Source organism: Pseudobutyrivibrio ruminis HUN009 (genome assembly GCF_000703005.1).
GTDB classification, from domain to species: domain Bacteria; phylum Bacillota; class Clostridia; order Lachnospirales; family Lachnospiraceae; genus Pseudobutyrivibrio; species Pseudobutyrivibrio ruminis_A.
Genome location: NZ_JNLH01000001.1, coordinates 256,177 through 275,974, shown reverse-complemented (window position 1 = coordinate 275,974; position 19,798 = coordinate 256,177). Strand labels below are relative to the sequence as shown.

16 protein-coding genes are annotated in these 19,798 nt (G+C 39.7%); 13 read left to right on the top strand and 3 right to left on the bottom strand.

What is annotated here, in order from left to right:
- Nucleotides 1-34 precede the first annotated feature (34 nt).
- The 3 genes from BO15_RS0101265 to BO15_RS0101255 all read left to right on the top strand — a co-directional run bounded on the left by BO15_RS0101265 (nucleotide 35) and on the right by BO15_RS0101255 (nucleotide 2,004).
- Nucleotides 35-298 carry a hypothetical protein gene (locus tag BO15_RS0101265; RefSeq protein ID WP_033151708.1) on the top strand — a complete coding sequence of 88 codons (264 nt, stop codon included), beginning with the start codon at nucleotides 35-37 and terminating at the stop codon, nucleotides 296-298.
- Nucleotides 299-408: 110 nt separating this feature from the next.
- Nucleotides 409-1,089: a GTP pyrophosphokinase gene (locus BO15_RS0101260; protein ID WP_033154594.1), complete on the top strand. Its 681-nt coding sequence runs from the start codon at nucleotides 409-411 to the stop codon at nucleotides 1,087-1,089.
- A gap of 60 nt (nucleotides 1,090-1,149) precedes the next feature.
- Nucleotides 1,150-2,004, top strand: a complete 855-nt coding sequence (locus tag BO15_RS0101255) for an undecaprenyl-diphosphate phosphatase (RefSeq protein ID WP_207641084.1) — start codon at nucleotides 1,150-1,152, stop codon at nucleotides 2,002-2,004.
- 601 nt (nucleotides 2,005-2,605) lie between these two features.
- Here the strand turns inward: BO15_RS0101255 and BO15_RS0101250 are convergent.
- Nucleotides 2,606-3,487 carry a serine O-acetyltransferase gene (locus BO15_RS0101250; RefSeq protein ID WP_033151706.1) on the bottom strand — a complete coding sequence of 294 codons (882 nt, stop codon included), beginning with the start codon at nucleotides 3,485-3,487 and terminating at the stop codon, nucleotides 2,606-2,608.
- A 201-nt stretch (nucleotides 3,488-3,688) separates the two neighbouring features.
- Nucleotides 3,689-4,540 (bottom strand): methylenetetrahydrofolate reductase [NAD(P)H], encoded by an 852-nt coding sequence (metF, locus tag BO15_RS0101245; RefSeq protein ID WP_052169700.1) that lies wholly within the window; start codon nucleotides 4,538-4,540, stop codon nucleotides 3,689-3,691.
- A gap of 187 nt (nucleotides 4,541-4,727) precedes the next feature.
- Between metF and BO15_RS0101240 the strand changes: the two genes are divergently transcribed.
- The 6 genes from BO15_RS0101240 (at nucleotide 4,728) to BO15_RS0101215 (ending at nucleotide 13,644) form a co-directional block, all read left to right on the top strand.
- Nucleotides 4,728-7,424, top strand: a complete 2,697-nt coding sequence (locus BO15_RS0101240) for a glycoside hydrolase family 3 protein (RefSeq protein WP_207641072.1) — start codon at nucleotides 4,728-4,730, stop codon at nucleotides 7,422-7,424.
- A 110-nt stretch (nucleotides 7,425-7,534) separates the two neighbouring features.
- On the top strand, nucleotides 7,535-8,884 hold the full coding sequence (locus tag BO15_RS0101235) for an SLC13 family permease (protein ID WP_033151704.1): 1,350 nt from the start codon (nucleotides 7,535-7,537) through the stop codon (nucleotides 8,882-8,884).
- Between the two features lie 73 nt (nucleotides 8,885-8,957).
- Complete coding sequence (locus tag BO15_RS0101230; RefSeq protein WP_033151703.1) at nucleotides 8,958-9,560, top strand: AAA family ATPase; 603 nt, start codon at nucleotides 8,958-8,960, stop codon at nucleotides 9,558-9,560.
- 22 nt (nucleotides 9,561-9,582) lie between these two features.
- On the top strand, nucleotides 9,583-11,187 hold the full coding sequence (locus BO15_RS0101225; protein WP_033151702.1) for a response regulator: 1,605 nt from the start codon (nucleotides 9,583-9,585) through the stop codon (nucleotides 11,185-11,187).
- Entirely contained in the window at nucleotides 11,184-12,632 is a 1,449-nt protein-coding gene (locus BO15_RS0101220; protein ID WP_033151701.1) for a sensor histidine kinase, read from the top strand. Before BO15_RS0101225 ends, BO15_RS0101220 begins: the two co-directional genes overlap by 4 nt.
- Nucleotides 12,633-12,672: 40 nt before the next feature.
- The gene (locus BO15_RS0101215; RefSeq protein ID WP_242843742.1) at nucleotides 12,673-13,644 is read left to right on the top strand and encodes an ABC transporter substrate-binding protein; all 972 of its coding nucleotides are present in this window, start codon (nucleotides 12,673-12,675) and stop codon (nucleotides 13,642-13,644) included.
- On the opposite strand, the gene BO15_RS0101210 is transcribed toward BO15_RS0101215, so the two are convergent.
- The gene (locus BO15_RS0101210; RefSeq protein ID WP_033151699.1) at nucleotides 13,641-14,609 is read right to left on the bottom strand and encodes a GntR family transcriptional regulator; all 969 of its coding nucleotides are present in this window, start codon (nucleotides 14,607-14,609) and stop codon (nucleotides 13,641-13,643) included. The genes BO15_RS0101215 and BO15_RS0101210 overlap by 4 nt on opposite strands.
- 348 nt (nucleotides 14,610-14,957) lie before the next feature.
- On the opposite strand from BO15_RS0101210, the gene BO15_RS0101205 reads away from it, so the two are divergent.
- The 4 genes from BO15_RS0101205 (at nucleotide 14,958) to BO15_RS0101190 (ending at nucleotide 19,734) form a co-directional block, all read left to right on the top strand.
- The gene (locus tag BO15_RS0101205) at nucleotides 14,958-16,067 is read left to right on the top strand and encodes an ABC transporter substrate-binding protein (RefSeq protein WP_033151698.1); all 1,110 of its coding nucleotides are present in this window, start codon (nucleotides 14,958-14,960) and stop codon (nucleotides 16,065-16,067) included.
- A 75-nt stretch (nucleotides 16,068-16,142) separates the two neighbouring features.
- On the top strand, nucleotides 16,143-17,657 hold the full coding sequence (locus tag BO15_RS0101200; RefSeq protein ID WP_033151697.1) for a sugar ABC transporter ATP-binding protein: 1,515 nt from the start codon (nucleotides 16,143-16,145) through the stop codon (nucleotides 17,655-17,657).
- Nucleotides 17,657-18,703: an ABC transporter permease gene (locus BO15_RS0101195; RefSeq protein ID WP_033151696.1), complete on the top strand. Its 1,047-nt coding sequence runs from the start codon at nucleotides 17,657-17,659 to the stop codon at nucleotides 18,701-18,703. The genes BO15_RS0101200 and BO15_RS0101195 overlap by 1 nt, the downstream gene beginning before the upstream one ends.
- A complete protein-coding gene (locus BO15_RS0101190; RefSeq protein WP_033151695.1) occupies nucleotides 18,703-19,734 on the top strand; it encodes an ABC transporter permease subunit in 1,032 nt (343 codons plus the stop codon). The genes BO15_RS0101195 and BO15_RS0101190 overlap by 1 nt, the downstream gene beginning before the upstream one ends.
- Nucleotides 19,735-19,798: the final 64 nt, after the last annotated feature.

Genomic DNA, 19,798 nt, shown 5'->3' with positions numbered 1-19,798 from the left:
TGCAATAAACTTCAAGATAGTAGGAGAATAATAAATGCGAATTTGGTTTAAGTCGTGGAAAGACAATCACATGTTGAAAGATTTTGTTGTGGAGGATGACTCAGAAGAGACACGTACTCACAAGATCTTTGCAGCAGTTGATAAGGCCAGCTACGAATTTGATACAAGTAAGCCAGTGTGGCTAGATTCCACAATCAGAGAATTTAAACGTCATGGAAAAGCCCGTTTTACACAGGATAATTTTGTAGACGAAATTCCATTTGATTATTTGGAAATTCATGTATTAGAAGAAGACTAAATTACTCTTTTCAATCGGTAATTTAAGAAACTGTTAATAATTTATTTGTAAAAATATGCTATTATATACATGGAATAAAAACGGGGAGGTGATTCATTGTGGATTTAGGTATGTTTCCAGATGATGGAGTGAATTCTTGGAACACCGTTATGCTGCTATATGAGTCAGCCATTAAAAAGTTTCGTACTAAGGTAGAAATTCTAAACGACGAATTTCAGCAGGTACATCAATATAATCCAATTGAATACATTAAAACAAGAGTAAAAACACCAGAGAGTATCGTTAAGAAATTAAAAAAGAATGGATATGAAATTTCCATTCCAAACATGATTGAACACTGTAACGATATTGCAGGCGTAAGAATAGTTTGTTCCTTTACATCTGATATTTATCAGATTGCAGAAATGATTGGTCGACAGACAGATGTTACAGTTGTTTCCATAAAGGACTACATCAAGAATCCAAAGGAATCTGGCTACAAGAGCTATCATATGCTTGTTACAATTCCTATCTACCTGTCAGACAAGACAGTTGATACAAAGGTAGAAATCCAGATTCGTACAATCGGCATGGACTTCTGGGCAAGCTTGGAGCACAAGATTTACTACAAGTTCGAAGGCAATGCTCCTGAGTACATCAGCCGTGACCTTCGTGAGTGTTCTGAAATCGTTTCAATGATGGATACCAAGATGCTTCAGCTTAACAACGCAATCATGCAGACAAAGCTGGAAGAGGAAGAAAAGAAACGAGAAGAGCGACTCCTCAAGAACAACTGGAAGGAAAATATATAAAAGTATATAATGAGAACTGCTGTGTATGCAGCAGTTCTTTTTAATTAATGGAGGATAATGATGATAGAAATTTTAAAAGCCATATTATTCGGTATAGTTGAAGGAATCACAGAATGGCTACCAATCAGTAGCACTGGCCACATGATTCTTTTAGATGAAATAGTAAAACTCAACGTATCAGAAGAGTTTTACAGCATGTTCCAGGTGGTAATTCAGCTTGGTGCAATCCTTGCAGTAGTATTGATTTTCTGGAATAGCATTTGGCCATTTGGCAAGAAAAACAACAATGCACCACTTTCAGAAAGCGGAATTGGAGCATGGATCAAAAAAGACATTTTCGTTCTTTGGTTCCACATTTTAGTATCATGTGTTCCAGCTGCAATCGTTGGAGTTTTATGGGACGATTTATTCGAAGAACTTTTCTACAACTACACTACAGTAGCAATCATGCTTATCATCTTTGGTGTAGCATTTATATTGGTAGAAAACAAAAAAGCTGGTCACACAGCCAAAATTAATGCCGTAGCAGACATCACATACACCACAGCATTCTTAATTGGTATGTTCCAGCTCATCGCCGCTATTTTCCCTGGTACATCTCGTTCAGGTGCCACAATCGTAGGCGCTCTTTTGATCGGTGTTGCCAGAACTACAGCCGCAGAGTACACATTCTATCTCGCAATACCTGTAATGCTTGGCGCCAGCCTTCTCAAAATCCTAAAGTTTGGCCTCAGCTTCACAGCAATGGAAGCAGCAATCCTCATCGTAGGCATGGTAGTGGCCTTCGTCGTATCCATGTTCGTAATCAAATTCCTCATGGATTACATCAAGAAGCACGACTTCAAAGTCTTCGGATGGTACCGAATCGCGCTAGGCCTCATTGTACTAGCATGCGGCATCATCGGGGTAATCTAGATGTAGGGACACCTACCCTGCCCCCGGCCCGCGCTATGGAGCTGTGGTGGTGTCGATTTCGCGAATATTATAGTTTTTCTTAGCACAATAGGAGAGCATGCTGCAGGTGTCTTGTTGCGGGATGAACTTTTTGGCGATTTGTATGTTCTAGTACGGACACTTTAGGTTATCTACATGGATTTCAAAAGTTATGGTTCCTTGGGTTCATATTCCATTTGCTAAGAATAATTAAAAAACAGGTTTTGTATATATAAGCACCGCCCTTTAACTCAGTCCATTTCGTTGTCGGGCTCTCGGCGCCGTCCATGGCGCCTCATGCTTACATATTACAAAACCTGTTTTTATTATTCTAAGCGCATTTCAAAATCACCCAAGGTAACCATGACTTTTGAAATCCATACTAGCTTAAGTATATGTGTGTCCGTATCTAGAAATACAAATCGACAAAATGTACAGACCTGCAAAAGACACCTGCAAATAAAGTATGCTCTCCTTGTGCTTTAGAAAAACATAATATTCATGCGATGACACCACCATAGCTCCATAGCGCGGGCCAGGGGCAGGGGAGGTGTCCCCTATTTATTATGCCCCGATGATGCCGCTACTTTACGTCGTAGTAGATGCGGGATTCGGGTGGTACGGATTCGGTTATGAAGGTTGAGCCACCGATGATGGAGTCGTGTCCGATTACGGTGTCACCTCCAAGGATTGATGCGTTGGAGTAGATGGTTACGTTGTCTTCGATGGTTGGGTGTCTGCGGACACCGCGAAGGCATTGGCCACCGCGAGTTGAAAGGGCTCCAAGGGTGACGCCCTGGTATACTTTTACGTTGTTGCCGATGACTGTTGTTTCACCGATTACGATGCCGGTGCCGTGGTCGATGAAGAAGTATTCACCGATTGTTGCGCCTGGGTGAATGTCGATACCTGTGTTTGAGTGAGCGTACTCAGTCATGATACGCGGAATGATAGGCACTCCAAGTAAGTATAGCTCGTGTGCAAGACGATAGATTGTTATTGCTAAAATGCCAGGGTAAGCAAAGATGATTTCATCGATGCTTGTAGCGGCAGGGTCGCCGTCGAAGGCAGCCTGCAAATCTGTATCGAGAAGTGCACGAACATGAGGAATTCTCTTAAGGAATGCTAATGAAAGTTCCTCAGCCTTTGTAGTGCAAATCTCATCACCACAACCGTCAAATATAGAGTTGTAGCAAAGTACAAGTGAAATCTGCTTGTTAAGATTGTAAACAACATCCTCCATAAGAGTGTTGATGTTGGTTTCTACGTTGTAGACCTTGTATACGTGATCACGATAATAGCCAGGATAAACAACACGAAGAAGCTTCATTGTGATGTCGATGATGCTGTCTTTGTTTGGCTGATGATATGTATCAAGTTTATCTATTGCTCTGTCGGATTTGTAATCCTTCATAAGCTCTTTTGTAATTTCGAGCATTTCTTGCTCTATCTTTTTTCCATCCATAAATAGTACCCCCGTGGTATCGTAAATAAGTAAATCTATTGTATCACATTCAATAGCATGTATCTAATAAATAAGCATGTATCTAATAAATAAGCATGTAGCTAACAAGGTATAGTGTTACTCAAGCGAAACATTCTTAGTTGAGCGGAGTAATACTATTCTTGTTAGCGTAACATGCGTAAAATTTAGAACATCTGGTATTTAGATAGATTTACAGATTTCTGTAGTCATCTTAGGTTTGTTCATACAGTAGATGTGGATATGACCTACTCCGCATTTACGAAGGTCTCTGATTTGGTCAATAGCGTACTCGATTCCGGCCTTGCGCATGTCATCTGGTGACTCTCCATATCTTGCACAGATGTCAGCTAATTTCTTTGGTACAGACGAACCTGCAAGTGTAACGGTAGATCCAATTTGTTTTGCAGATGTGATAGGCATGATTCCAGCTACAATAGGAACTGTGATGCCAGCTTTGTCTGCACGCTCATTGAAGCGATAAAAATCTGCATTGTCAAAAAATAGCTGGGAGATAAACATCTTTGCTCCCATATCCTGCTTCATTTTCATGAATGCTAAATCAGAATCCATAGACATTGCTTCTGGATGCTTTTCAGGATAGCAGGAAGCGGAGATATCAAGCTTTGTGTTTTCGTTTAAGAAACGAATCAAATCGGTAGCGTGAGGAAAAACACGTTGATTGAACTGTTCGTCAGACATGTCGCGAGGCTTGTCACCGCGAAGTGCAAGCACATGGTTAACGCCTACTGCCGCCAAGTCACGGGTTACTGCAAGAATGTCTTCTGAAGTAGAACCGACACATGTCATATGAGCCATAGCGTCTGTGTGTAATTCGTTCTGAATATAAGAAGCTATTTCAACAGTCTTCTTTGAACGGCTTCCACCGGCACCATAAGTAACGCTTATGAAATCTGGCTTTAATTCAGAAAGTGAGTCTAGTACCTTGTAACAATTTTCGAATTCATCGTCCTTCTTTGGAGGAAATACTTCAAAAGATAGAGATGAATCATTAGCAAACATATCTTTAAACATAAAAATCTCCTATAAACTAGCCAAAGTTAACAATTTAGACACATATTTTAAATAAAAAGATAGTATCATATTCACTAACGAAAAAAAAGCTTTTTGTGGGGATAATAAGGGAAAAAATTGTTGATTTTGGGAGTATTACATTATGGACATCAAACGTTTAAGGGGAGTGTTTTCTAAAACCAGCAAAATGCAATTTCCTGAACACAGAGATGTAGTTCGTGGATTAGGCGCAGACGGTATGGTGTTGCTAAAAAACAGCGGAATTTTGCCAATGAATAAGGGTAATGTAGCGTTGTTTGGCGCAGGTGCAGTAGACACAATTTTTTGTGGTCTATACTTCAACTACGTATTTACGGATTCAACTGTAAACGTTAAAGAAGGTTTGCTTAATAACGGATTTACGTTAACTACCGACAGCTGGCTGAGTAAGATGGAAAAGGCGGTAAAGCTTAACGACAAGAAGGAGAAGCAGGTAGCGAAGAAGGGGTTGGCCTTCGAGGGGAAACGTTGCTGCACTCCAGAGGTACCTATTTCTGTTGCAGATATGGCAGAAGCAATATTAGGTACTGATACGTGTATATATGTAGTACGACACGGAATTATAAGTGAAGGCGAGGAAGGTAGTGAAAATCAATACCAACTCACAGAAACGGAGCTTAGCAATATCGGATTGATTGCCAGCTCTTTCAAAAATGTAATTTTAGTTATTAATTCCGGAATGCTGGAGCTTTCATCTGTTGCAAGGATGAAAAGCATTAAGGCGATTATTTATATGGGTGTGCCTGGCATGGAAGCAGGCAACTCATTAGCTGATGTATTGACGGGCGCAGTTAATCCAAGCGGTCGCCTTACTGTAACGTGGGCTAAAAAGTATAAGGATTATTCGACTTGCTATAGCCCATCAGTTTTAAACAAATCGGCAAAATCAAATGAAATCGATTATAAAGAGGGTATCTTTGTGGGATACCGTTATTTTGATGCATTTGATGTGACACCTCTATTTCCTTTTGGCTTTGGTCTAAGCTACACATCCTTTGATATGGAATTAGAATACTTAGAAGCAAGCTGGATGGCTGTTGTATTGCGTGTAAAAGTTACCAATACAGGCGAATGCGCAGGACGTCAGGTTGTTCAGTTGTATTGCAGCCAGCCTCAGGGAAATATTGAAAAGCCATATCAGATTCTTTCAGGATTTGGCAAGACTGGAAAGCTAAAACCAGGTGAATCTGAAGAAATGACAATAAAGATTCCAATAATGGAATTGTGCTCATTTGATGAGGAAAGCACTGCATGGGTAATGGAAAAGGGAGACTATCTCTTTAGACTAGGTTCAAATTCAAGAGATACAAAGCTTTGTGCTAAGGTTGTTCTAGATAGAATGACTATTATCAAAAGAGTTACGAATGTAATGGAACCTACAAAGGAATTGAAATTCCTATCACCATCTCCTAGAGCAGAGGAAGATACAGGCTATATAAAGGTAGCTTCATTATCAGGGGACGATTACAATTCAGAAAATAAATATGTTCCGGTAAAACAGGAGGTTACAACCTATCTTACAGAAGGTAGCAAGTATGCTTCTTATGTAAATGAGAATCCATACAGTATGCCTACCAGAGTTCATGAAAATCTGGAGTATATCAAACCGTGTGGCTCAACAACATTGTTTGATGTTATTAAAAATAAAGTATCGATGGAGGAATTTGTTTCTTCATTATCACCGGAAGTATTAGCCTGCATAGTGGCTGGCGAATGTGGCGAGTCAAAAGTAGAAAGCGAGAATCGTTTCAATTTTGATATTATTCATGAAAAGAATAAGCTTGGAATATCCGCAAGAACCACATCACAGTTTGCAACTACACTTGGTATTCCAGGGGTAACATTTGCTGATGGGCCATCAGGTTTAAGAATCGAAGGGGTGGCATGTACATGTTTTCCTTCGCCTATGAATATGGCCCAAACCTGGGATATGTCTGCAATGGTTCGTATGGGTAGAGTGTATGGAAGGGAGATGGAATACTACAATATAGATTATTGTATTGCACCAGCTCTTAATATTCACAGAAATCCTATGAGAAATAGAGCCTATGAATTTTATTCTGAGGACCCTTCCCTTGCAGGAATACTTGGCGCGGGATTTGTTATTGGCGTTAAGAGATATGAAGGCCGAGATGTCATTATGAAGAATGTGGCCACTTATAATCAGGAAAGTGGTACTTCGGATGTAAATATTAATGTATCAAGACAGGCTTTTGGCGAACTTTATCTTCGCCCATTTTCTGCTTGCCAAATGGTAGCTGCACCAGCAGGTCTGTTAAATTCTGGTAACAAGATTAATGGACTTTATGCTTCATCCCAAAGAGGATTGAATACAGATATTATTAAAAGCGACTGGGGTTCTACTGGAATGGTACTTTCAGATTGGGCTTCTAAATCAGAAAAGGCTTATGATTTGCATGCAGGTTGTGATTTGATTATGCCTGGCTTCGATCCAGATCATATTCTTGAAGCAATGATTAAAACAGCTCCTACATTTGAGGCAGATGGATATGTAACTGTTGTAAACAAGAATTATGTTTATAATGAGCCAATGATTACATACGAAAAATGGGGGTCATTCCTTTTGGACAAGAGTGGCGATGCGCAAGTATCAACAGTAGTCGTTGCTGATGCTCAGATAAGTGAAAAGGTATTATCACTTGAAAAGCAAGGTCTCTGCAGTATAAAAACACAGGATGACGGAAGCAGACTGATTACCTATAAAGGTATTGATAGAGGTGCATATCTTGCACTTGGAGAATTACAACAGGCCGTTATTAATATTTTGGGTACTATAAAGAATTCAGCATCAATGAAAAAGCTGATGGAAAACGCTATAAATTAGCATTTTTTACTTTAAAAAAAATACAGCCTAATATAAAATAAAAAATGTCGTGGACAATAATATATTGTCCACGAGTTTTATTTATTTTAATTAAAGAAAGGGAGTATTTTATGTTAGCAGAAGTACTAGCTATAGTAATTTTTATTTCTATGTTTGTGCTTATTGTTTGGGATAGATTTCCTAAGCATTACGTTACTCTTGGCTGCGGAGCCTTGACCAGCATTTTTGTTTTTGGTGTTGGAATGAGAAGCGTAGAGGCATTTGTTAACACTCTGGCGATAGGAGGTATTTTCAAACCATCTTTTTGGTATGAAGCAGGAGAATCTGCGGAGCAGACTTCAGGCGTCAACTGGGCTACAATCATTTTCCTTTGGGGAATGATGATCATGGTTGAAGGAATGGCAGAAGCAGGATTCTTTGATTGGCTTTGTCTCAAGATTGCAAAGCTTGCCCACTTTGAGCCAGTTAGAATATTCGTTGCATTTATGATTCTTTCATCTGTACTTGCAATGTTTATCGATTCAATTACAGTAATCTTGTTCCTTGCAGCAGTTACTATCAGATTGGCTAGAACACTTAAGTTCAACCCAGTTCCAGTTATCATGGCAGAAATCTTTTGTGCCAACCTAGGCGGAAGTGCCACTATGTGTGGAGATCCACCAAACATTATCATTGGTACATCATTGGGATTTTCATTTTCAGATTTCGTAATGAACACAGGTGCAATTGGTGCAGTTTCACTTGTTATCATCGTTCTCTATTTCTATTTCACAATGAGAAATAGATTACAGGATCCAGCAGACAAAGTTGATCCAGCAACTATCGATGTTGAAATTAAAATCGATAACATGAAAGAGTTTTTAACAAGTACTATCATTTTTGCAACAGCAATTGTATTACTTGTTACACATGCTACAACAGGACTTACAGTAGCATTCATCGGTACATTTATTGCAATCATCACACTTGCAACTTCAGGTCGCAAGGCATTGACTCTTCTTAAGAGAGTTGACTACCACACATTATTATTCTTCATTGGATTGTTTATTGTAGTAGGTGGTCTTGAGGAGACTGGTGTACTTGTTGTTATTGCAGAATTCATTGCAAAGGTATCAGGTGGAAATGCTTATCTTATGATTGCAATTATCCTTTGGGTAAGTGCTTTTGCATCAGCATTCATCGACAACATTCCATTCTCAGCAACAATGATTCCTGTTATCAGAACACTGGCGGCAACTACAGGTGTTGATTTGTCTACAATGGCATGGACACTTGCAATCGGAACAGATATCGGTGGAAGCATGACGCCAATCGGTGCCAGCGCAAATGTTGTTGGTATCTCTACAGCAGGTAAGGAAGGTTTTCCTATCAGCTGGGCTACATACTGTAAGGAGCTAGTTCCAGGAACAATCATCGTTCTTGCAGTATCTATGATTAACATTTTTGTAAGATATTTCTAAAGCTTATAAACTCGACTTCTTTGCTTGAATCAATTAGAATATAAGTATAAATCAATACTGAAGGAGGAAACTTATGGGGCAGTTTATTATTTCAGTAGGTAGAGAGTATGGAAGCGGTGGACACGAAATTGCTTCCAGATTGGCGGAAAAGTTTAATGTACCACTTTACGACCGCAACATGCTTGATCAAATGGCGGAAAGAAATGGTATAGATGCTGAGGAGCTTCACAAGCACGAAGAAACCAAGCGTCAGGGATTAACCAGGACAGTTAGGGGACATTCTTCAAGTGTGCAGGATCAAATCGCACAGCTTCAGTTCGACTTCATCAGAAACAAGGCAGAAAGCGGAGAAAGCTTTGTTGTAGTTGGACGTTGTTCAGAAAATGTATTGAGAGATTTTCCTGGACTTATTTCTATTTTCGTTAGAGGTGAAGAGGAGGCAAAGACAGAACGTATCTGTCGTTTGTATAAACTCAACAGACTTGAAGCCAAAGCAAAGATGTTCAGACATGATAAAAAACGTAAGGCATATCACAACTACTATTCAAAAATGAAATGGGGTGACAGTAGAGGATATGACTTATGCGTGAATAGCTCGCTTATGGGTGTAGAGGCAACAGCGGACGCCTTGTACGCCATGATTTCAGAGTATTTAAAGAACAAAGCAGAGCAGTAAAGTTTAGGGGATATGGGGAATAATGTATAGTGTTTTTTTAGTTGAGGATGAGATTGTCATTCGAGACGGATTAAAGGCCAGCTTCCCATGGGAGCAATATGGCTTTGCATATGTTGGTGATGCCGCCGATGGGGAGGTGGCATTACCTCTTATTAGGCAGACAAAGCCTGATGTGTTAATCACAGACATCAGGATGCCTTTCATGGACGGAATCTCTCTGTCCAAAATGATTAAAAAGGAACTTCCTAATACAAGAATCATTATCATCAGTGGTTTCGATGATTTTTCTTATGCCCAGGAGGCAATCAGCATTGGCGTAGATAATTATCTTTTAAAGCCTATCACAAAGGATAAGCTTGGGGATGTTATGAACGATGCCAAATCAAAGCTGGATAAAGAAAATGAGCGAGACAAATATCTAGATCAATTCAAAGCGGAAAGTCAGGAATATGAACAGTTCGCCAGAGTCAGATTTTTTAATCAGCTGGTTAGTGGAACTATGTCCGTATCTGAGGTTTATGAGAAGTCGGAGGAGCTTGGTCTTTCTCTAGATACTACTCATTACAACCTTGTTCTTTTGGATTTTACCCCAATGACAGGAATGCATACAGCACCGGTGTATTCAAAGCACATGGCTCGTTTGTCAGAACAGCTGATGCAGTATCTAAAATGCTGCCCAGAATACATTGTGTTCCATTGGAATATGGATACCTATGCGATTATTGTTAAGGGCGATGAATCCACAATCGAAAGTAATACAACTAATTTAATAGAAAATATCAATCGTAGATGTATGGTCTATGATGATGAAATACATTGGTATTTGGCACAAAGTGGTGTGATAACTAGACTGTCGGAGTTTGCAAAAGCATGTCAGCAAGCAAACAAACGACTTAGCTGTCGATTTATTAATCCGGATGGTCATATCTTCACAGAGCAGGATGTAGAGTCTATGCGCACATTTGGCGAGGATAGTGCAAACACAATCGACCAGCGACTTGTTATGCTTTTCCTTGAAAACGCCGGCGAATCTGAGATAGACGATTTCCTTGATAACATAGTAAATCAGCAGACGAAAAGTGCGTTGAGCTCTAGCATATTCTGTAAATATTTTGCTATGACTATGTACATGTGCGTTTGTGATTATCTGAAAAAGCTTGGAGTTGATTCAGATAATGTTTTGGATTCAAGCACAAGAGGAAACTTGGAAAAGGTTACAAGTGATACAGTTTTGAATGTTGTTTCGGATATGTTTAGAGCAGCTATTGCAAAGAGAAAGGATTTGGTAGGCAACCAGTCAAAGTCACAGCTTTCTGCGGCAATTAATTATGTAAACGAGCATTACTGTGATTCTAGCTTGAGCCTTAATGAGGTGGCGAAAGAAATAAATATTTCTCCTAGCTATTTGTCTGCAATGTTCTCAAGAGAAAATAAAACTACCTTTGTTGAATACATTACATCAAAGCGTATGGAGCATGCCAAGGAATTGCTTTTAAATACAAAAGAGAAGACCTCTGCAGTTGCAGAAAAGGTGGGCTATAAGGACCCACATTACTTTAGCTATATTTTCAAGAAAACTTATGGAATTAGCCCTAAGGAATTCAGAGCGAAAGGGCAGGGAGTATGAGTGTTGAAGTGACAAACAAAAAGCAAAAGCCTTCAATGAGCGTCATGCTTAGAAGGTTAATAGTGGTTATTATTGTACCTATGAGTATCGTAATTGCGGTACTCATAGGTCTCTTATGTTGGAATGCTTTTCAATACAGAACAATTCTTCATAATGTTACAGCTGCATCTGCATTCAACCAGGATTTCAAAAGTGATGTAGATTTAAAGATGTTCTATTACGTTAGTGATAGTGCCTATGCAGATGGAAAGCCAACAGAAGAGGTTGAAAAAGCCAGGGAGTTGGCGGAGCGGCTTTTGGAGCAAACCACAGAAAAAGACAGTATTGATTCCATAGAATCGGTGCGAGATTTGTGCATAACCTTGGAAACCAGAATGGAAGAGGTGGATAATGCTGAAACCTATGATGAGGGAATGACTCAGCTGGAAAACAATATCTACATTCTGACAGATTTGATTCAGACATACATGTATGATTATTTATATTATGAATCAGTTCATCTTAGTGAGCTTCAGGAAGAGATTACCACACAGGTTGAGTACATCCTTATAGGAACAGTTGCGGTGTTTGTAATAGTGGTATTTCTTATTATCTTTTATGTTGCAAAGACTACTGAAGCCATCACCTCACCTCTTACGAAGTTGGCAGGCAGAGTGAACGATATTACAAATGGAGATTTTGAACCAAAGACTCCTGTTGATGCAGCCCAGGCAGAAATACAAACTCTGTCAGATGGTTTTGAGGAGATGGTTGGAAAGCTAAATACTCTTATTCAGGAAAATAAGAGGGCTGAGCGAAGAAAGCGACATGCAGAGCTTGAACTTTTGCAGGCTCAGATTAATCCTCATTTTTTGTATAATACTTTGGATACAATCATCTGGTTAATCGAGGCTGATAAAAAAGAAGAGAGTATAAAGATGGTTAGTGATCTTTCTGATTTCTTCCGTTTTTGCTTAAGCCGAGGAAAGGATATCATCTCTCTTCAAGAGGAAGAAAAGCATGTCCTCAGCTATTTGGCAATTCAGAAAACCAGATATCAGGATAGAATGGATTATCAGGTAAATATACCTGAAAGTCTTTATGGGTACTCAGTTCCAAAGCTTACACTTCAGCCACTTGTTGAAAATAGTATTTATCATGGAATAAAGCTTCAGCGCGAGAAGGGCTCAATAAAAGTTGAAGCGGTGGATTTGGATGACAAAATTGAGCTTGTAGTAAAGGACAATGGTGCGGGCATGACGGAAGAACGATTGCAGGAGATGCGGGCTGCAATCGTAAATGGGGAAAAGATAGGATTTGGTCTTCGCACAGTTCACGAGCGAGTGCAGCTTTTGTTTGGCGAGGAATATGGACTTACAATTTCCAGCACAGAGGGAGTTGGAACCACAATCACTGTAGTCATTCCAAAACAAAAGCATGATGAGAAGGGGATAATCAATGTTTAGAAAAAAGAGGGTTTTAAGCTTTATATTGGCTTGTATAGTCATGGCAACTTTTATCAGCTGCGGAGCCTCAAAAAAGACTGAGGAGGCAGAGGATGAAAGCTCGGACTTAATAGTGGTGGGCTTTTCTCAGCCAGGTGCAGAATCAGCATGGAGAGTGGCGCTTACTGATTCAGTCAAAGAATCTTTTTCAGAGACGAAGGGTTACAAGCTGATTTATAAGGATGGCCAGTCAAAGCAGGATAATCAGATTCGCGATATTCGTACTTTTATCCAGCAAGGCGTGGATTACATCATTCTTAGTCCTATAGTGGAAACGGGATGGGACACTGTTTTATCAGAGGCCAAGCAGGCAGGCATTCCTGTAATTATCTGCGATAGAAATGTAAATGTATCAAATGAAGCTTTATACACAGCATTCGTTGGCTCAGATTTTAAATCGCAGGGAGAAGCTGCAGTAGCATATTTGGAAAAGTTGTATGATTCTGATGGTGATGGGGTGACTGAGGATTTAAATATAGTCCACATTCAAGGAACACTGGAGTCATCGGCCCAGCTAGGTAGATCGAAGGCTTTGGAAAAAGCTATGGAGGAACATACTAATTGGAACATCGTTGCGGAAGATTGTGGTGAGTTTACCAAAGCTAAAGCCAGAGAGATAATGGAGAACACATTGGAGGAAGTAAATCCAAGTGATATTGATGTGCTTTATTGCGAAAACGATGAAGAGGCAATGGGCGCCATCGCAGCGCTTAATGAAGCTGGTGTGAAATATGGTGTGGGAAGTAAAATTACCGTAGTTTCCTTTGATGCTACAAGAAATGCATTGGAGCTTTGTATGAATGGTCAGATAAATTTTGTAGTGGAATGTAATCCTCTGCAGGGGCCATATTTGTACAACATAGTTAATATGCTAAATCAGGGAAAGACGGTTCCTAAAATAACTTATGTTGATGAAAATACCTTTACACCTGATGAATTGACAGAGGACTATATCCAAAATAGAAAATATTAATTAGCCTTAAATGGAATGGTGACAGATTTGCTGTTGCCATTCTTTTTTATTTCCATGATTGCATTAGCACATTCCTTGCCCAATGATTTGGATGGAGTAAGGCTAGATGTAAAAATTGGAAATGTGCCATCTCCGGTGATGTTAGGATCGTCCACATAAACAGCTGATACTGTATCATAGGCATATTTTAAAAATCGATTGATGCCGGCAGTGGTTCGTGAGTTGACACCCTGTGGATCGTGGTAGTTACAAAAATGAAAACTGTTATCCATTATTTCAAGATTGGCGTCGCGGACAGCATCAGTGAAACCAGAAAATGCCTGGATGGAAGAATAATTGTCATTAATAAAAATACCGCCAAGCTTTTTATGACCACGATTAATAAGGTGACGGGCCATCTGGTAGCCTCTACCGTAATTATCTACAGAGATAATTACAGGATTATAGATAGTTGAAGGTGCATTATCTATAAAAACGATAGGAAGCTGGCGTTTGCATTGAAGCTGAAGCAAATCGGCATTTGTGGATGGAAAATTAGAACGAGCCATCATAATAATCAGCCCTGCATAAATATCGTTTATAAGAAGCTGAAGGTACTGGCGCTCAAGCTGATAGCTGTTTTGAGTACTGTGAAACTCCACTTCAAAACCATTTTTCATCAGCATGGAACTGATATCAGCATATACATCAGAAAAAACAGAATCCTTATTGTTTGGAAGCAATACCATTACAGTTTTGCTTTTGGAATTGTCACTTTTGGCGATTACCGTGTTTCCGCTACCCCAATGTTTGTCGATGATTCCCTGTTCTACCAGAAGGTCTAAGGCCTGTCTTACAGTGGAACGGCTGACATTATATTCTTTTGCCAATTCTACCTCAGTGGGAAGCTTTGAGCCGATCGGGTATTTATTTTTCAATATGTCATTGTTTAATTTATTTTTTAATGAAATATATTTTGGAATCATAAAATTTCACCTTTAATCATAAGAGTTTCCACGTTATCTATAAAAATTCTAACATATATCAATGAAAATTGGTATGAAATTTATCAATAGTGAAAGCATACCAATCATAAATTTTCCACATTTATTTCAAAAAAATTTCACTGTAAAAACGAAGAACAGGGAAATGTTTGTGAATTGGTATGGGAAATATTGAATATTAAAATATTGGTACTATCGCATTCTTAGAAAGCCTTTAAATTAGGGTAATTTTATTGTTGCTATTTTTCACCTTTGCTAAATTAATTATAGAAAATAAATAACAACCAGGAATAAGGGGCCTGGTTAAGGAGAAGGAAGGAGAAAAACCTTATGAAAAAAAGAATAGTAGCAGGAATGCTCGTAAGCCTTATGGCTACATCAATGGTAGCTTGTGGTGGCGCATCAGACACAGCTTCAACAGATACATCATCTGACACAGCTGCAGCTGAGACAACAGAGGATGCTGGAAGTGATGATGCAGCAGCAAGCGGTGATTTAATCACAGTTGGATTCGCACAGGTTGGTCATGAGTCAGATTGGCGTACAGCTTCAACAAACTCAGTACAGGAAGCATTCTCAGAGGAGAATGGGTATGACCTCCAGTTCGTTGATTGCGATAATGATTCAGCAACACAGATCGAAGCAGTTCGTCAGTTCATCCAGGATGATGTTGATTACATCGTAATTGATCCTATCGTTTCAACAGGTTGGGACACAGTTCTTACAGAGTGTGAGGATGCTGGTATTCCAGTAATCGTAATCGATAGAACAATTGATGATTCAGACAAGTATGTTTCATGGGTTGGTTCAGAATTCATGAACGAAGGTCTTGCAGCTGGTACATGGTTAAAGGATTATGCAGCAGCTAAGGGTATCTCAGATCTCAACATCCTTGTAATCGAAGGTTCTAATGGTTCATCTGCTCAGATCGGACGTACAGATGGATTTAAGAAGATCGCTGATGCTGAAGGTTGGACAATCCTTGATTCACAGGATGGTGACTTCACACAGGATGGTGGACAGCAGGTTATGGAATCATACTGCAAGTCTTATGAAGGCAAGTTCAACGTAGTTGTTTGCCAGAACGATAACGAAGCATTTGGTGCTATGGACGCTATGAAGGCAGCTGGTGTTTCTTATGGTGTAGACAAAGACGTTATCCTTATTTCTTTCGATGCTTGCAAGGCTGGTCTTGAGTATGTACAGTCAGGCGACATCAATGCAGACTTCATGTGCTACCCACTTCAGGGCGAGTATTGTGCAGATATCGTACAGCAGCTTGAGGCTGGTGAGACAGTTGCAAAGCAGACATTCATGACAGAGCCATGGTATGTTGCTGAGGATATCCTTTCAAGCATCACATACACAAACAATGCTGGTGAGGAAGTTACAGAAGATCTTGTAGTTGTAACAGACGCAGCATCACAGGCAAGCTACTAAATCGTATTAACATGTAGTTTTCATAGGGGAAGGGCAATTCCTTCCCCTTTATTTAAAAGGAAAGGTTGAAGAATTATGGATGAAAATTTGTTGATTACAATGCGAGATATCTCTAAGTCCTTTCCCGGAGTTAAAGCTTTGGATCATGCACAGTTTACTCTCAGAAAGGGAGAGATACATGCACTGATGGGAGAAAATGGTGCGGGAAAATCAACACTGATTAAGGTGTTGACTGGTGTATATTCTCTTGATGCAGGTGAAATCCACGTAGCTGGAGTTGATGGACCTGTAGTTAATCATTCAACATTAGAAGCCCAGGAAAAGGGCATTGCAACAGTTTACCAAGAAGTAAACCTCTGTCCAAACCTCACTGTTGCAGAAAATTTATTTATCGGCCGCGAGCCAAAAACAAAAATTGGAACCATCGATTGGCGAACAATGAACAAGAGAGCCAAGGAAATAATGGATGGTTTGAAAATTAATATTGATGTAACTATTGCTCTTGAAAATTATTCTCTTGCAATCCAGCAGATGATAGCTATTGCAAGAGCTGTAGATATGGATTGTAAAGTTCTAATCCTTGATGAGCCAACATCATCACTTGATGATAACGAGGTAGAAAAGCTCTTTAAGGTAATGCGTGACTTGAAAGCAAAGGGAGTTGGAATAATATTTGTAACTCATTTCTTGGAGCAGGTATATGAGGTGTGTGATACCATCACTGTTCTCAGAAATGGCGAGTTTGCAGGAGAGTACACAGTTGAGGAGATGCCACGTGTCAAGCTTGTAGCGGCAATGCTTGGTAAGGATTTCGATGATCTGGCATCCATCAAAAAGGAAGGGACAGAACACACATCTGATGAAGTTGTAGTGGAAGCCAAAGGCCTTAGTCATAAGGGAACAATCAAGCCTTTTGATTTCGAAATCAAGAAAGGTGAGGTTGTTGGCGTTACAGGACTTTTGGGATCTGGTCGTTCAGAAATGGTTCGTTGCATCTACGGTGCTGATAAAGCTCAAACTGGTACTCTGAAAATGAACGGCAAAAATCTCAATGTAAAAGAGCCTCTTGATGCAATCAAAGCAGGTATGGGATATTTGCCAGATGATAGAAAGGCAGACGGCTGTATAGGCGACCTTTCAGTAAGGGAGAATATAATTCTTGCCCTTCAGGCTAGAAACGGAATGTTCAAAAAGATTCCAGTTGCAAAACAAAATGAACTTGCAGACAAGTTTATCGATATGCTTCAAATCAAGACAGCATCTCGCGAAACTCCTATTAACCAGTTGTCAGGTGGTAATCAACAAAAGGTTATCCTTGCAAGATGGTTATGCACACATCCTGATTTCTTAATTTTGGATGAGCCAACCAGAGGTATTGATATCGGAACAAAGACAGAGTTCCAGAAGTTGGCTTTGAAATTTGCGGAAGAAGAGGGAATGAGCATTGTATTTATTTCCTCTGAAATTGAAGAAATGCTTCGTACATGTTCAAGAATGTACGTAATGCGCGATGGCGCCCAGGTTGGAGAAATTACTGAAAATCTTAACCAAGAAACAGTTATGGCAGCCATAGCAGGAGGTGCAGAATAATGGAAAACTTTAAGAAATTAACAAAACAACCACTATTCCTACCAATCTTCTGTATGATTTTGGTTTTGCTTATCAACTTGATTAAGAGCCCTGCATTCTTTTCAATCAAGATACAGGATGGTGTTTTGTTTGGACGTTTAATTGATATTTTGAATCGTGGTTCAGAAATCGCAATTCTTGCAGTAGGACAGACACTTGTAGTTGCAGTTTCTGCAGGTACTGATATTTCCGTTGGTTCAGTAATGTCATTATCAGCATGTAGCTGCTGTATGTTACTTGCAGGATATGGAAACAACTCAGTAAATGAGCTGATGGTTCCAATGGGAGTCGGAATGCTTTTTGGTGTACTTATGGGTGGTGTCTGCGGTGCAATGAACGGTGCCCTGGTATCCAAACTAAAGATACAACCAATGGTTGCAACATTGATTTTATATACGGCGGCACGAGCAATCGGTTTGTTACTTTGCAACAACCAGATTACGTATATACGATATGAGCCTTACAAATATTTAGGTAACTTCCTTCCGGGATGTCCAATACCTACACCAGTATTTGTGGCAGCTTTAGTAATCTTAATTGTAACTATACTTTTGAAAAAGACAGCACTTGGTCTTTATATCCAGTCAGTTGGTATCAACAGCAGAGCAGCTAGAATTTCTGGTATCAACTCAGATGTAATTTGCTTTATTTGCTACCTTGTTTGTGGTATCTGTGCTGGTATCGCAGGTATTGTAGCTTCATCAAGAATCTACTCAGCAGATTCAAACAACATTGGTCTTAACTACGAATTGGATGCCATCCTTGCAGTAGCACTTGGTGGCAACTCACTTGGCGGTGGTAAATTTAACCTTGCTGGTTCAATCATTGGTGCATACACAATCCAGGCAATCACAACAACACTTCTTGCTATGGGTGTTTCAACTGATAAGGCTCCAGTGTTTAAGGCAATCATCGTTATCATAATCGTAGTAGTGCAGGCTCCTGCATTCAAAGCCTACATGGCAGCAAGGAAGGCCCAGAAGGCTCACATAAAGGAGGCAGCATAATGAAGACGAGAAGAAAATTAGATCCAAATACAGTTTTAATATTTATCACAATCGGCCTCTTCATATTTATGTATATTGTAGGCTGCCTGATTTATCAGGATAAAGGTTTTGGAAACTTACAGACATTCCTAAACATCCTTATCAACAATGCTGGTCTTATCTGCGTAACCTGTGGAATGACATGTGTTATGTTGACAGGTGGAATTGATATTTCAGTTGGTTCAGTTATCGCCATGGACTGTATGCTACTTGTTTATGGTATGACAGAATGGCACATGGGTGCTGTTCCAATGGTAATTCTTGTTCTTGTAATTGGCCTTGTATTTGGCGCAGTTCAGGGATTTTTGGTTGGATATCTAGAGATTCAGCCATTCATTGTAACCATGGCAGGAATGTTCTTTGGAAGAGGTATGACAGCAGTTATCTGCTCAGGCCAGATTTCTATTACAGAGGCTGACAACCCAGTATTCTATGCATGGGCAAACTCAAAAATCAATCTTCCAGAGTTCCTTGGAAAGGTTAATAAACATGGTAAGGTAGTTGTTCCTTACATGAGACCAACAGTTGTTATTGCCCTTGTTGTACTTGTACTTATCTTCTTGATGTTAAAGTACACAAAGTTTGGACGTAATCTTTATGCTGTTGGTGGCAACCAGACATCAGCAACAATGATGGGCTTGAATGTTAAAAAGACAAGAATGCTTTCACACATTCTTTCATCATTCCTTTGCTCGATCGGTGGTATTCTCTACTGCTTGAACACAATGTCAGGTTCAGTTAACCAGGCAAAGGGCCTTGAAATGGATGCTATTGCATCAGCCGTTATTGGTGGAACACTTCTTACAGGTGGTGTAGGAAACGTAATCGGTTCACTCTTCGGTGTTCTCATCAACGGTACAATTACAGTACTAGTTAATACAAACGGAAAGCTCCTTTCTAGCTGGGCAAACATAGCAACGGCAGCACTCCTTTGTATTTTCATAATCCTTCAGTCGGTATTTGCCTTAGTTAAGGCACGCCGCAATAAGTAACTTTCTTTTTCTAACAAAATCCTTCAACATGGAAAAGGCGGGTGCGTTCTGTGCCTGCTTTTTT